Source organism: Cryobacterium arcticum (genome assembly GCF_003185895.1).
Taxonomy (GTDB): domain Bacteria; phylum Actinomycetota; class Actinomycetes; order Actinomycetales; family Microbacteriaceae; genus Cryobacterium; species Cryobacterium arcticum.
Window position 1 is genome coordinate 1,824,043 of sequence record NZ_QHLY01000012.1, and the last position, 13,500, is coordinate 1,837,542.

Below are 13,500 nucleotides of genomic sequence, written 5' to 3' on the forward strand. Positions count from 1 at the left end.
GTGAGGATGTCGGCGCATGCTCGTGTGCGGACTTCCCGCCTTCGTGTTGCACCCGAAGGCGGGAAGTCCGCAGCTCAGCGTCAGGGCGCCGGCTAGGCCGGCGGAACGACCGGCGTGGCCTCGCCCCCGGTGAGGCGCAACAGCTCGGTGAAGGTGGTGGGGAAGACCGTGTGAGCGTGCCCCGCGGCGGCCCACACCACCGGGTACCCCTCGAGGTCCTCGTCGACCAGGGTGCGAATCGGTGACGGATGGCCGACGGGCGCGACTCCGCCGATGACCTGGCCGGTGGCCTCCTTCACGAGGTCCTTGGATGCTCGCCCGATGGTGCCGCCGAGCTGCTCCCCCAGCCAGGCCGTGTCCACCCGGTGCGCTCCGGAGGTGAGCACCAGCAGCGGTTCTCCGTCGAGCGTGAAGACCAGCGAGTTCGCGATGGCGCCCACCTCGATGCCCAGCGCAGCAGCTGCGGCGACCGCGGTCGTGGCCGCATCGTCGAACCAGCGGATCTCGGGGTCGACCCCTTGAGCGTTCAGCGCCAAGCGCACTCTGTCAACGGCCGGATGCGCGGTGTTCACCATTCCCAAATCCTAGAGCCCGCGAACCGTGACTTGAGCACCGAAAATCGCGCGTTTTCGGGGCTTTGCTCACGGCTCGCGAGCCGCGGATGCCCAACTAGGGTGGACCCATGACCGCCGACAGCGCCGCCCGCCTGATCACCCTGCCCGACCGTCCGGGGCCCCAGGTGGCCGAGAGCGCCTTCGTCGCCGCCGGCGCGGTGCTGGTGGGCAACGTCAGCCTGGCCGAGCACGCGAGCGTCTGGTACAACGCGGTGTTGCGCGCAGAGGCCGAACCCATCCGCATCGGCGCGGGCTCGAACCTGCAGGACAACGTCTCCTGCCACGTCGACGGTGGCTTCCCTTTGATCGTGGGCCGGGATGTCTCGGTGGGCCACGGCGCCGTGCTGCACGGCTGCACGGTGGAGGACGGCGCGTTGATCGGCATGGCCGCCACGGTGCTGAACGGAGCCGTCATCGGTGCCGGGTCGCTCGTGGCCGCGGGCGCCGTGGTGCTCGAGGGCACCATCGTGCCGCCGGGATCCCTCGTCGCCGGCGTGCCCGGCAAGGTGCGACGCGAGCTCACCGCCGACGAAATCGACGGCATCCGCCACAACGCCCAGGCGTATCTCGGTCACGCAGCCCTGCACCGCCTCGCGACCTGACCAACCCCCGCGACCTGTGAGAAAAGCCCCAGAATCCTCGGGTTTCTGGGGCTTAGCTCACAGCTCGCGGGAGAGGGACGGGAGGGGGTTAGGGCTTGAGGAGCCGCTCGGAGGCCTTGACCACGTTGGCGAGAAGCATCGCGCGGGTCATCGGGCCCACGCCGCGGGGGTTCGGCGAGAGGAAGCCGGCCACCTCGGCGACGTCGGGGTGCACGTCGCCGGTGAGAACTCCCTTGCCGGTCTCCGGGTTCTCCACCCGGGTGATGCCCACGTCGAGCACGGCGGCGCCGGGCTTGATCCAGTCGGCCTGCACCAGGTGCGGCACGCCCACGGCGGCCACGACGATATCGGCGCGGCGCACCTCGGCGGCCAGGTCGACGGTGCGGGAGTGGGTGAGGGTGACGGTGGCGTCCAGGCCCTTGCGGGTGAACAGCAAGCCGAGCGGGCGGCCCACGGTGAGGCCACGGCCGATGACGACCACGTTCTTGCCGGCGATCGGCACCTCGTAGCGGCGTAGCAGCTCCACGATGCCGGCCGGGGTGCAGGGCAGCGGCGAGGTGAGCTCGCCCTCGATGCCGAGCACCAGGCGGCCCAGGTTGGTGGGGTGCAGGCCGTCGGCGTCCTTGGCCGGGTCCATCAGTTCGAGCATCGCGTTCTCGTTGTGGCCAACGGGCAGCGGCAGCTGGATGATGTAGCCGGTGACCTCGCGGGCGGCGTTGAGGTCGGCAATCGCCGCGCGCACATCCGCCGTGGTGGCGGAGCCGGGCAGGTCGATGCGGATGGACTCGATGCCCACCTCTGCACAGTCGCGGTGCTTGCCGGCCACGTAGGAGCGGGAGCCCGGGTCGTCGCCGACGAGCAGGGTGCCGAGCCCGGGCACAATGCCCTGGGCGGCCAGCGCGCGCACGCGCTCGGTGAGTTCGAGCTTGACCTGGGTCGCGGTGGCGACGCCGTCGAGGGTGAGTGCGGTCATGCGGAATCCGATCTGTTGGTGATGCTGCGCGGATGCCCCGGTACGGGGCCACGCGCCAATCTGGCGATCACCGCGAGCACGCCCGTGTGGGCGGCACGGCAATGCCGGTGCGGTGCCGACGGATGCGGCCGCGAGGGCTAAGCATCCGTCAGCACCCGACGGGCCTACTGGGAGAGGCCGGGGTAGAGCGGGAACGCGTCGGTGAGGCCCTTCACCCGGGCGCGGAGCGCCTGGATGTCGGCACCGGGCTTGAGCGCCTCGGCGATTACGTCGGAAACCACGGTGAACTCGGCGTCGCCGAAGCCACGGGTGGCCAGGGCGGGCGTGCCGATGCGGAGGCCGGAGGTGACCATCGGCGGGCGCGGGTCGAACGGCACGGAGTTGCGGTTGACGGTGATGCCCACCTCGTGCAGCGCGTCCTCGGCCTGCTGGCCGTTGATCTCGGAGTTGCGCAGGTCGGCGAGCACGAGGTGCACGTCGGTGCCGCCGGTGAGCACGTCGATGCCCGCCGCGCGCGAGTCGTCGGCGGTGAGCCGGTCGGCGAGGATGCGGGCGCCGCGGAGGGTGCGCTCCTGGCGTTCCTTGAACTCGGGCAGCGCGGCGAGCTTGAACGCGGTGGCCTTGGCGGCGATCACGTGCATGAGCGGTCCACCCTGCTGGCCGGGGAAGACGTTGGAGTTGAGCTTCTTCGCCAGTGCGGTGTCGCGGGAGAGGATGAAGCCCGAGCGGGGGCCCGCGAGGGTCTTGTGCACGGTGCTGGAGACGACGTCGGCGTAGGGCACCGGCGACGGGTGCAGGCCGGCGGCAACGAGACCGGCGAAGTGGGCCATGTCGACCCAGAGCTTGGCGCCCACCTCGTCGGCGATGGCGCGGAACGCGGCGAAGTCGAGCTGGCGGGGGTAGGCCGACCAGCCGGCGATGATGACCTGCGGCTTGTGCTCGAGGGCCTTGTCGCGCACTACGTCCATGTCGACGCGGAAGGTCTCCGGGTCGACGCCGTAGGCGACCGGGTTGTAGAGCTTGCCGGAGAAGTTGAGCTTCATGCCGTGGGTGAGATGGCCGCCGTGCGCGAGCTCCAGGCCCAGGATGGTGTCACCGGGGGTGGCGATGGCGGAGAGCACCGCCGCGTTGGCGGTGGCGCCGGAGTGCGGCTGAACGTTGGCGTACTCGGCGCCGAACAGGCTCTTGGCCCGGTCGATGGCGAGCTGCTCGGCCACGTCGACGTACTCGCACCCGCCGTAGTAGCGGCGGCCGGGGTAGCCCTCCGCGTACTTGTTGGTGAGCACCGAGCCCTGCGACTGCAGGATGGCGCGGGGCACGAAGTTCTCGCTGGCGATCATTTCGAGGTAGTCGCGCTGGCGACCGAGCTCGAGCTCGAGGATCGCGGCGATCTCGGGGTCGACGACCTCGAGCGGCTCGTTGAAGGTGGAGGGTACGGAACTAGTGAGCACTGTGTCGGACACGGGGAAACTCCTTGAGATTATCGATGGATGTGTCGTGGCCCAGGCGTGCGGTCACTAACCGTGTCTAGTCGCTCCCCGATGGTGACCCATCTTTCGTGCTACGCCAGTCGCGACCCGGCAATACTATCAGCCGCGTGCATCCCGCAGCTCGTCGAGCACGAGTAAATCGGGGCGCAGGTGGTCGGTCACGTAGGCGGCACGGGCCACCAGATGCGCCGCCATCGGTGCGGTGAGCGCTTGGAAGAGCACGATCGCCAGAACCAGGGTGACGGTGCCGATGCTGAAGTTCGTCACCGCGATGTCCAGGGTGACGGCCATCAGACCGAGGATCTGCGGCTTGGTGGCGGAGTGCAACCGGGTGAGCACGTCGGGGAAGCGCAGCAGGCCCACGCCGGCCGCGAGGCACATCAACGCGGCGAGCAGCACCAGCACGGCGGTGACCACGTCACTCCAGACGGCGCTCATGCGCGGTCCCGCCCGGGCAGGAACCGGGCCACGCTGAGCGAGCCGAGCACCGCGAACAGCGCCAGCACGAGCAGCACCGGCAGGTTGTCGGTATGCCGGTTGAATGCCATCTCGGCGCCCAGGGCACAGATGATGGTGGCCACGAGCACGTCGGAGGCGATCACCCGGTCGAGCACAGAGGGGCCGCGGATGATGCGGTAGATGGCGCAGAGCGCCCCGGCGCCGAACATCAGTGAGGCGACGAGGGCGACGATGTTCATGGCCGTCATGGGGTGGCTCCGTTCTGGGGGTCGGAGGGGTTAGGGGCGGGCGGGGCGCCGGCCACCGTGTCGCTGCGGTCTTCCTCGACCCGCACCCGGCGGATCCGCTCGACGTCATCGCGGGAGCCGAACGCCATCACGATGCGGCGTTCGGTGGCGAGCACGGATGCCCGGAACTTCTCGGTTTCGCCGGCATCGTGCATGTTGATCACGTGCAGGTACAGGGTGGAGTCGACCCGTTCGATGTCGACCACGATCGAGCCCGGCACGATCGACGTGGCGACGGCGGTCCAGGTGAGGATGAGGTCGCTGCGGGTGCGCAGGTGCACCGCGAGAATCGCGTTGCTGGCGGTGTAGCCGGGGCCGAGGGCGAGCCAGGAGACGTTGACGGAGGCGCGCACGATGTCCCAGAGCAGCCGCACGAACAACCAGGCGGAGCGCCAGAGGTTGATCCGGCCGCTCAACTGCACGGCCGGCAGATAGAACACCACCGACACGATCGCCGCAAACAGTACGCCGGTGAGCAGGTTCAGCCAGGAGAACCGGCCCCAGAGCAACGCCCAGAGCAGCACCAGGCCGAGGAACAGCGGAAGCTGGCTGATGAACCCGCCGAGACGTTCCTTCACGGTGCTCACGGGGTGCCTCCCGGGAAGACCGCATCGATGTAGGTGGACGGTGCTTCGATGTCCGCGGCGGCGCGGGCCGCCAGGTCGAATGCCGGCCCGGCGAAGACGGTGAGGCTCACGGTGAGGGCGAGCATGGTGGCGGTGGCGACCGTCATCAGCGGCGAGGTGGTCTTGGTGGTGACGGTGCCCTCGTCGTGCGGGTCGTCCTGCAGGGCGTTGAGCATGGCGGAGTCGTAGTTCTCCACGTCGCGCCGCGGGCGCCAGAACGCCATGTTCCAGGCCCTGGCCAGCGCATAGAGGGTGAGCAGCGAGGTCGCCGCTCCCCCGGCCAACAGCACGTAGCTCAGCGCGCCGCCGACTTCCACGCCCGCGTCGAACAGGGCGACCTTGCCGAGGAAGCCGGAGAACGGCGGGATGCCACCGAGGTTGAGCGCGCCGATGAAGAACAGGATGGCGACCAGGGGCGCCGCCTTGAGCATCCCGCCGAGCCGGGCCAGCGAGGTGGTGCCGCCGATGCGTTCCACCAGACCGGCGCAGAGGAACAGGGTGGTCTGGATCATGATGTGGTGCACCACGTAGAAGATCGTCGCCGCGATCGCCGCCTGGGTGCCCAGGGCGATGCCGAAGATCATGTAACCGATGTGGCTGACCAGCGTGAAGGAGAGCAGGCGTTTGATGTCGGCTTGGGCGAGGGCGCCGAGGATGCCCACCACCATGGTGAGCAGCGCCACGATCATCAACGGAACCGAGAGCCGGTTGTCGGGGAAGAGCAGCGTCTGGGTGCGCAGGATCGCGTAGACGCCCACCTTGGTGAGCAACCCGGCGAACACCGCCGTGACCGGGGCCGGCGCGGTCGGGTATGAGTCGGGCAGCCAGAACGAGAGCGGGAACACCGCCGCCTTGACGCTGAACGCGACGATGAGCATCAGCCCGAGGATCAGCTGCACGTCCCCGGGCAGTTCGGGGATCCGCTCGGCCAGCAGGGCCAGTGTGACGGTGCCCGTGGCGCCGTAGATCAGGGCGATGGCCGAGAGGAACAGGATCGACGAGACCAGGCTGACGACGATGTAGGTGACGCCGGCGCGGATGCGGGCACCGGTGCCGCCGAGGGTGAGCAGCACGTAACTGGCCGAGAGCAGCATCTCGAAGCCCACGTACATGTTGAACAGGTCGCCGGCGATGAACGCGTTGAACAGTCCAGCTGCCAGCACCAGGTAGGTCGGGTGGAAGATCGACACCGGGGTTTCCCGGTTGCTGTCCACGATGCCCTGGCCGACGGCGAAGAGCAGAACGCCGAGCAGCATCAGCGCCGAGATGATCAGCATGATGGCCGACAACCGGTCCACCACGAGCACGATGCCCCACGGCGCCTGCCAGTCACCGACGTGCACCACGGCCGGACCGTTCTGGTCCACCAGCACCAGCAGCACCGCGCTGATCACGACGACGGCGGTGAGCGAGAGCACGCTGACCAGCACCTGGTAGCGCGAGCGCCGGCCGAGGGCCAGCGCCAGGGCGGCGCCGAGCAGAGGGATGGCGACCACGAGGGGCACGAGTACGTTCATCGGGTGCCGCCCTCCTGGTCGGTGGTCGACGGCTGGTTCTCGTCGGCCCGGTCGGTGGCATCCGTACCGGAGCTGTCGTCGTCGCTGCCCTGCTCGCTCGCATCGAGCGACGCCTGCACGGCGGCTTCGTCATCGGTGGAGGACTGGAAGGTGATCTCCGAGTCTTCGCTGGTCTCCGCGGCGTGCTCATCCGTGAGCGTGTCGCCCTCGTCGCCGAGCTGCGCCAGCCACCAGGAGCGGTAGATCAGTGCGAGCAGCAGCGCCGTGATCCCGAAGTTGATCACGATCGCGGTGAGCATGAGCACCTGCGGCACCGGGTCGACCATGGTGTCGTCCAGCGCGGTGCCGGTGACGATCGGTGAGCTGCCTGGCCGGCCGCTCATGATGAAGATCAGCAGGTTGGTGGCGTTGCCCACCAGTAGGAATCCGATCAGCACCCGGGTGAGGCTGCGCTCGAGCATGATGTAGATGCCCGCGGCGTACATCACGGCCATCACGATCACCAGGGTCAGGGAGGCGCTCATCGGGTTCCCCCCGCCGGTGCGGATGCGTCGTCGTCGGCGCTGTCACCGGGCTGGTCGATCGGCGCGGTCTCCGGCCCGGTGCCCACGGCTGGGGCCTCGGCCGGCACCCATTCCGAGGAGGCGTCGAAGCCGATGGCGTCGCCGGCATCGCTGGAGGCGTTGCCGATCGGCGGTACCGGGGTGCTGTCCGGGTCGTCGTCACCGGGTTCGTCGAGCTCGCTCTGCCGGTCGATCTCACTGCCGAGGCTGCGCAGAATGTCGAGGCTCAGCCCGATAACGACGAGGTACACGCCGATGTCGAAGATGCTGGAGGTACCGAAGGACAGGTGGCCGAGCACGGGCAGGTCGGCTTCGAAGTAGGCCGATTCCAGCGGGATGCCGGTGACGAAGAGGGACGCGACGGCAGTGCCGACGGCGAGGACCACGCCGAGGCCGAGGATCTTGCCCGGGTCGATGGGCGCCGCTTCGCCGAGCTCGTACCGGCCGCCGGCCAGGTAGCGCGCCACGAGCGCCAAGCCGGCCAGGAGACCGCCGGCGAACCCGCCGCCGGGCAGGTTGTGGCCGGCGAAGAGCAGGTAGATCGACACGATGATCGCCGGGTGGAACAGCAGGCGCACCAGCACCTCGATCAGGATCGACCGATTCTCCGCCGACTGGGTGCGGCCGCCGAGCAGCCAGGACTGCCGGGTCACGGCGTGCCCGGCGGAGCTCGCGTGCGGGTCGGCGACGATGCGGCGACGGTTCTTCGGCGCGCGGCGCTTGCGGGATTCCCTCAGCCTCGGCATCTGCTCGCTGCGGCCGGACACGAACAGCAGGCTCGCGACACCGGTGGCGACCACGATGAGCACCGAGATCTCGCCCATGGTGTCCCAGGCGCGGATGTCGACGAGCATCACGTTCACGATGTTCTTGCCGTGGCCTTCCTCGACGGCCAGGCGGGGCAGCTCGGCCGCGATGCTCTGCGCCTGCCGGGCCCCGAGGGCGATGATGGCGATGGTGCCCATGGTGAGGCCGACGAGCGCGCCGATCAGGGCCCGGCGGCGGCGGTGCATGGGCCGGTTGTGCTGGGCGATGCGGCTGGGCAACCGGCGCAGCACGAGCACGAACACCACCAGGGTGATCGACTCGACGAGCGCCTGGGTGAGCGCCAAGTCGGGGGCGCCGTGGAAGGCGAACAGAGCGACCATGCCGTAGCCGGTGACGCCGGCCAGCAGCACCGCGGTCATCCGCTGCCCCACCCGGGCGGCCATGACGGCGGCGATGATCATGATCAGTCCGATGATGACCTGGCCGGGATAGTCCCAGAGCACCACGGCGTCGGGCCAGGTGCGATTGACGAACGATGCGGCGCCGAGCGCCAGCACGAAGACCACGAGGATGGTGGACAAGTACTGCGGCAGGCCGCCCCGCTGGGCGAGGTGCGTGGTGCGGGCGGCGATCTTGTCGATGAACCGCACGGTGTGGCCATAGCCGTGGCCGGCGTCGACCCAGGCGGGCACGGCGGCCTGCCAGCGGGCGACCTGCTTGCGGTTGGCGAAGATGGTGAGGCCCAGCAGCACCACGACCGCGCTGAGCAGCAGCGCCGGCTCGAAGCCGTGCCAGAGCGCGAGGTGGTAGTCGCCGTCGCCGGGCACGGTGTCGGCGTAGGCGGCGAGCATCGGGTCGATCAGCATCACGAACGGGCCCAGCAGCACGGTGGCGGCGGAGAGGATGGCGGGGGCGAGCACGAAGTCCCAGCGACTGTGGTGCAGCGGGGTGTCGCTGATGGCGGGGCGGGTGCCGAACGCGCCCCAGAAGAACTTGACGCTGTAGGCGACGGTGAGCACCGAGCCGATCGAGGTGCCGGCCAAGGCGATCCAGCCCCAGCCGTCGCCGGCGACGCCGGCCTCGAGGAACGCCGTGAACACGGCCTCCTTGGCGACGAAGCCGAGCAGCGGCGGCAGGCCGGCCATCGACGCGACGGCGATCAGGGCGACCGCGGCGAGAGCGGGTTCGCGACGGCCGATGCCGGAGAGCTTGCGCCAGTCGCGGGTGCCGGCGCGATGGTCGATGATGCCCACCACGAGGAACAGGGTGGCCTTATAGAGGGCGTGGGCGAGAAGCAGTGCCACGCCGGCCAGGGCCGCGTCACGGGTGCCGAAGCCCACGACCACCATGAGGAAGCCGAGCTGGCTGACGGTGCCGTAGGCGAGCATCAGCTTGATGTCGTGCTGGCGCAGCGACCGCCAGGCGCCAACAAGCATGGTCCAGACGCCGATGGTCACCAGTACCGGCAACCATCCGGGTGAGTCGGCGTAGCCGGGCGCGAACCGGGCGGTGAGGTAGATGCCGGCTTTCACCATCGCGGCGGCGTGCAGGTACGCGCTCACCGGGGTGGGCGCGGCCATCGCGGCCGGCAGCCAGAAGTGGAACGGGATGAGGGCGGACTTCGACAGGGCGCCGACCAGGATCAGCAGCACCGCCCAGATCGCGACCGGGGTGTCGGAGGGGTTGGCGACGATGTAGGCCAGCGAGGTGGTACCGGCGTCGACGGAGATCATCACGACACCGACCAGCATCACCAGACCACCGAAGGTGGTCACCAGCAGCGCCTGCAGCGCCGCACCGCGGCTCTCCCGCCGGGTGGTGTAATGCCCGATCAGAAGGTAGGAGAGCACACTGGTGATCTCCCAGAACATGAACATCACCAGGATGTCGTCGGCGGTGACGAGTCCGTACATGGTGCCGGCGAAGGCCAGCAGCAGCGCCGCGAACCGACCGAGGCTGGGCTCGTCGGCATCGAAGTAGCGGGCGCAGTAGATCAGCACCAGGGCGCCGACGCCGGTGACCACGAGGGCGAGCAGCCAGGCCAGGGCATCCACCCGGAACGACAGGCTGATGCCCAGCTGCGGGATCCACGGGATGCTCTCGGTGACGGCACCACCGTCGGTGATCACCGAGGTCTGGGTGAGGGTGTACCCGAAGGCGATCGCGGGCAGCACGGCCACGACATAGAAAACACGCAACCCGATCAGACGGGTCAGCGTGGGCGTGAGCACTGAAAGGAGCAGGAATGACAGGAGGATTGTCGCCATGCGGCCTCCCGGCTCCCTGAACAAGGGTGTCGTCTCTACGGTCAGAGTGTCGGGTCCAGTCTACAGGAGGGGTCTTTGGTCCCAGACCGTGATAGGGCCGTCGACTAGGGTTGCCGCAACCCCCAGAACGGATGCTTCACGTGACAACCAGCACCACCGGGCCGGACCGGCCGGAGAGTTCTTCGCTCACCACCGGCGCACCGGCACCACGCGGTCCGCACGACGAAACCCCTCTCGAGCACATCGACGACGCCCTGAGCGTGCACGAGGACGAGGGGCTGCACAAGGGCCTCAAGGCTCGGCACGTGCAGATGATCGCGATCGGCGGCGCCATCGGCACCGGCCTGTTCCTGGGTGCGGGCGGCCGGCTGGCCAGCGCCGGCCCCGCCCTGGTGTTCGTCTATGCCATCTGTGGTTTCTTCGCGTTCCTCATTCTGCGCGCGCTCGGCGAACTGGTGCTGCACCGGCCCACCTCGGGCTCGTTCGTCTCCTACGCCCGGGAGTTCTTCGGCGAGAAGACAGCATTCGTCACCGGCTGGCTGTACTGGCTCAACTGGGTGATGACCGCAATCGTCGACGTCACCGCCGTGGCGCTGTACATGAACTTCTTCGGCAAGTATTGGGCTCCGTTCGGTGATGTGCCGCAGTGGCTGTTCGCGCTGATCGCTCTCGCCGTGGTGCTCAGCCTCAACCTGCTCTCGGTCAAGGTCTTCGGTGAACTCGAATTCTGGTTCGCGCTGATCAAGGTCGTCGCCATTGTGGCGTTCCTGCTCGTGGGCACCTGGATGGTCATCTTCGGCACCCCGGTGGAAGGCGCAGAGGTGGGCTTCTCCCTGATCGCCGACAACGGCGGCTGGCTGCCCAACGGCATCATCGCCTCGGTGCTCGTCGTACAGGGCGTGGTCTTCGCCTACGCCTCGATCGAGCTGATCGGCACCGCCGCCGGCGAGACCGAGCACCCCGAGAAGGTGATGCCCAAGGCGATCAACACCGTCATCGTGCGCATCGCGGTCTTCTACGTCGGCTCGATCCTGCTGCTCTCCCTGTTGTTGCCGTACACGGCATATGAAGCCGGGGTGAGCCCGTTCGTCACCTTCTTCGGCTCCATCGGCGTCGAGGGTGTCGACGTGATCATGAACCTGGTCGTGCTGACCGCCGCGCTGTCGTCGCTGAACGCCGGACTGTATTCCACCGGACGCATCCTGCGGTCGATGTCATTGGCCGGATCGGCACCACGGTTCGCCGAGAAGGTGAGCCGCAACGGGGTGCCGTTCGGCGGCATCCTGCTCACCGGCGTTGTCACCCTGCTCGGCGTCGGCCTGAACGCGATCGTGCCCGACGAGGCGTTCGAGATCGTGCTGAACATGGCCGCGATCGGCATCATCAGCGCGTGGGGCATGATCGTGCTCTGCCAACTGCGCCTGCAGGCCTGGGCGAAGGCCGGTATCCTCACCCGGCCGGCGTTCCGGATGCCGGGGGCGCCGTACACCGGCTACCTCACCCTGGTCTTCCTCGCGGCGGTGCTCGTGCTGATGGCCTTCGACTGGCCGGTCGGCACGCTCACCATCAGCTCGCTCGTGGTGATCATCCCGGCGCTGATCCTGGGCTGGTTCGTCTGCCGCGGCCGCATCCTCGCCATCGCGGCCGCCCGGCCACCCCTGCCCACCGCCCAGCGCTAGCCCCGCGCGGCTCGGTCGCGCCGGCAGCGTGTCCCCGAGGTGAAACTGTTCCCCGAGCGGACATCTGCGGCCGGTGCGCCGGGCGCAGAAGTCCGCTTCGGCAACAGTTCGCGGGTCAGGCCCGGCGGCGGCGGATGACGAGGTCGCTGGCCAGCACCAGGACCAGCGCCACCAGGATGATGCCAACGTAGACGAACGGCACCGTGCCCAGCCCCACCCGGTCGAGGAGAAACGCGCCGACGAAGGCGCCCAGGCCGATACCGATGTTGAACGCGGTGGTGTAGACCGCGCTGGCGGTGTCGCGGATGCGCACCGACGCCGTGTGCAGCAACCGGGTCTGCAGCAGCGGCGGGAACGAGCCGAATGCCAGGCCCCAGACCAGGAAGGCCGCGATCGCGACCGGCAGGGTCTGGGTCGAGACGGCGAGCACGCTCACGCTCACCGCGGTGACGGCCAGGCCGAGCACCAGGCCGAGCTGCGGCCGCTTGCTGAACACCGCGCCGCTGATGAACAGTCCGGCGGCCCCGGCGATGCCGTAGGCGAAGAGCAGCGGGGCAACGGCGTCGCTGCCGACCGCGAGGGTGTCGCTGAGGAACGGGGCGATGTAGGTGTAGAAGGTGTAGTGCCCGATCATCGTCAGCGCCGTGATCACGCAGACCAGCGCGACCGGGCCGATGGTGGGGTCGCGGGGCAGCTTGACCATGGTGATGGTGCCGGTCGCGGTGGTGACGGCTTCGGTGCGCTTCGCGGTGTAGTGCTCGACCCTGGGCAGGAACCGCCAGATCACCACAGCGCCGACGAGCATCAGCCCGGCCAGCACGATGAACGACATCCGCCAGCCGAGCAGGTGGCCGGCGAAGGTGCCCAGCGGCACCCCGAACACGAACGCCAGGGTGCCGCCGGCGATGGTGATCGACACGGCGCGGGCGATCTGGTCCTTGGGCACCAGGTGGGCGGAGTAAGCGCCGACGACACCCCAGAACAGTCCGTGCGCCAGCCCGCCGATCACCCGAGAGACCACGACGAAGGTGTAGTCGGGGGCGAAGGCGGTGAGCACGTTGCTCAGGGCGAACACGACGAGCACCATCACGATGAGGCCGTGCCGCGGCATCCGCTTGGTGAGCAGCGCAAGCGGAGTGCTGGTGATCACCACGGTGAACGCGAACCACGACACCAGCAGGCCGACGTCGGCCTGGCTGACCCCGAGGGAGGTGCTCATCTCGGGCAGCAGCCCGGTGGGCAGCATTTCGGAGGTGACGGAGAGGAAGACGGCGGCGGAGAGGGCGATCAGCCCGATCCACGGGAACGGGCCGGATGGTGCCTTCTGATCTGGACGGGGCATGCCGGTCGACGGCAGCGAGATGGGCGCGGTAAATGACATGGGTGCTGTGGCTCACAGACTGGATCCGCTTGCCCGCAGCGCCGGCGAGGATTCCGGCCTGGCTGCATGGGGTTCTTCAAGCGGTGCGCGCCGACGTGCGCGCCCGGGGCCGCGCGCGTTCCGCCGACCATGCACCAGCCTAGCCGGATAAGTCCTCGAGTGAGGGGTACGCCCACCGCAACCAGCCGACCGGCAGACCGCACTGCTCGGCGAGCGCTTGATGCGTCAGGGCCGTCTGCCCGCACCGGCCTCGCAATTCGCGCAAACCGGCGAG

General features: G+C 69.0%; 12 protein-coding genes and 1 riboswitch. Of the genes, 2 read left to right on the forward strand and 10 right to left on the reverse strand.

Features of this window, described 5'->3' with window-relative positions:
- Positions 1-92 precede the first annotated feature (92 nt).
- Positions 93-575, reverse strand: a complete 483-nt coding sequence (locus CTB96_RS18360; protein WP_110128219.1) for a YbaK/EbsC family protein — start codon at positions 573-575, stop codon at positions 93-95.
- A gap of 107 nt (positions 576-682) precedes the next feature.
- Between CTB96_RS18360 and CTB96_RS18365 the strand changes: the two genes are divergently transcribed.
- Complete coding sequence (locus CTB96_RS18365; RefSeq protein ID WP_110128220.1) at positions 683-1,216, forward strand: gamma carbonic anhydrase family protein; 534 nt, start codon at positions 683-685, stop codon at positions 1,214-1,216.
- Positions 1,217-1,304: 88 nt separating this feature from the next.
- Here CTB96_RS18365 and CTB96_RS18370 read toward each other — a convergent pair whose 3' ends face one another.
- From CTB96_RS18370 to CTB96_RS18405, 8 genes are all read right to left on the reverse strand, one after another.
- Complete coding sequence (locus tag CTB96_RS18370) at positions 1,305-2,189, reverse strand: bifunctional methylenetetrahydrofolate dehydrogenase/methenyltetrahydrofolate cyclohydrolase (protein WP_110128221.1); 885 nt, start codon at positions 2,187-2,189, stop codon at positions 1,305-1,307.
- Between the two features lie 164 nt (positions 2,190-2,353).
- On the reverse strand, positions 2,354-3,652 hold the full coding sequence (gene glyA, locus CTB96_RS18375) for a serine hydroxymethyltransferase (RefSeq protein WP_110128222.1): 1,299 nt from the start codon (positions 3,650-3,652) through the stop codon (positions 2,354-2,356).
- Positions 3,653-3,682: 30 nt separating this feature from the next.
- A riboswitch (ZMP/ZTP riboswitch) is annotated at positions 3,683-3,773 on the reverse strand.
- A gap of 5 nt (positions 3,774-3,778) precedes the next feature.
- Positions 3,779-4,117: a monovalent cation/H(+) antiporter subunit G gene (gene mnhG / locus CTB96_RS18380; RefSeq protein WP_110128223.1), complete on the reverse strand. Its 339-nt coding sequence runs from the start codon at positions 4,115-4,117 to the stop codon at positions 3,779-3,781.
- Entirely contained in the window at positions 4,114-4,386 is a 273-nt protein-coding gene (locus CTB96_RS18385; protein WP_110128224.1) for an MrpF/PhaF family protein, read from the reverse strand. The genes mnhG and CTB96_RS18385 overlap by 4 nt, the downstream gene beginning before the upstream one ends.
- Positions 4,383-5,012: a Na+/H+ antiporter subunit E gene (locus tag CTB96_RS18390; protein ID WP_219993290.1), complete on the reverse strand. Its 630-nt coding sequence runs from the start codon at positions 5,010-5,012 to the stop codon at positions 4,383-4,385. Before CTB96_RS18390 ends, CTB96_RS18385 begins: the two co-directional genes overlap by 4 nt.
- Entirely contained in the window at positions 5,009-6,568 is a 1,560-nt protein-coding gene (locus tag CTB96_RS18395; RefSeq protein WP_110128225.1) for a Na+/H+ antiporter subunit D, read from the reverse strand. Before CTB96_RS18395 ends, CTB96_RS18390 begins: the two co-directional genes overlap by 4 nt.
- A complete protein-coding gene (locus tag CTB96_RS18400; protein WP_110128226.1) occupies positions 6,565-7,092 on the reverse strand; it encodes an NADH-quinone oxidoreductase subunit K in 528 nt (175 codons plus the stop codon). The genes CTB96_RS18395 and CTB96_RS18400 overlap by 4 nt, the downstream gene beginning before the upstream one ends.
- Positions 7,089-10,166 carry a Na+/H+ antiporter subunit A gene (locus tag CTB96_RS18405; RefSeq protein ID WP_110128227.1) on the reverse strand — a complete coding sequence of 1,026 codons (3,078 nt, stop codon included), beginning with the start codon at positions 10,164-10,166 and terminating at the stop codon, positions 7,089-7,091. The genes CTB96_RS18400 and CTB96_RS18405 overlap by 4 nt, the downstream gene beginning before the upstream one ends.
- A 242-nt stretch (positions 10,167-10,408) precedes the next feature.
- On the opposite strand from CTB96_RS18405, the gene CTB96_RS18410 reads away from it, so the two are divergent.
- Positions 10,409-11,845, forward strand: a complete 1,437-nt coding sequence (locus CTB96_RS18410; protein WP_248283506.1) for an amino acid permease — start codon at positions 10,409-10,411, stop codon at positions 11,843-11,845.
- Positions 11,846-11,960: 115 nt separating this feature from the next.
- Here the strand turns inward: CTB96_RS18410 and CTB96_RS18415 are convergent, their stop codons facing one another.
- On the reverse strand, positions 11,961-13,226 hold the full coding sequence (locus CTB96_RS18415) for an MFS transporter (protein WP_248283447.1): 1,266 nt from the start codon (positions 13,224-13,226) through the stop codon (positions 11,961-11,963).
- Positions 13,227-13,500: the final 274 nt, after the last annotated feature.

Excerpts from the sequence above, each read along its gene's own strand:
- CTB96_RS18365 (WP_110128220.1), top strand. The coding sequence starts at position 683 with ATGACCGCCGACAGCGCCGCCCGCCTGATCACCCTGCCCGACCGTCCG.
- CTB96_RS18400 (WP_110128226.1), bottom strand. The coding sequence starts at position 7,092 with ATGAGCGCCTCCCTGACCCTGGTGATCGTGATGGCCGTGATGTACGCC.
- CTB96_RS18405 (WP_110128227.1), bottom strand. The coding sequence starts at position 10,166 with ATGGCGACAATCCTCCTGTCATTCCTGCTCCTTTCAGTGCTCACGCCC.
- CTB96_RS18360 (WP_110128219.1), bottom strand. The coding sequence starts at position 575 with ATGGTGAACACCGCGCATCCGGCCGTTGACAGAGTGCGCTTGGCGCTG.
- CTB96_RS18370 (WP_110128221.1), bottom strand. The coding sequence starts at position 2,189 with ATGACCGCACTCACCCTCGACGGCGTCGCCACCGCGACCCAGGTCAAG.
- CTB96_RS18395 (WP_110128225.1), bottom strand. The coding sequence starts at position 6,568 with ATGAACGTACTCGTGCCCCTCGTGGTCGCCATCCCTCTGCTCGGCGCC.
- CTB96_RS18415 (WP_248283447.1), bottom strand. The coding sequence starts at position 13,226 with ATGTCATTTACCGCGCCCATCTCGCTGCCGTCGACCGGCATGCCCCGT.
- CTB96_RS18385 (WP_110128224.1), bottom strand. The coding sequence starts at position 4,386 with ATGACGGCCATGAACATCGTCGCCCTCGTCGCCTCACTGATGTTCGGC.
- mnhG (WP_110128223.1), bottom strand. The coding sequence starts at position 4,117 with ATGAGCGCCGTCTGGAGTGACGTGGTCACCGCCGTGCTGGTGCTGCTC.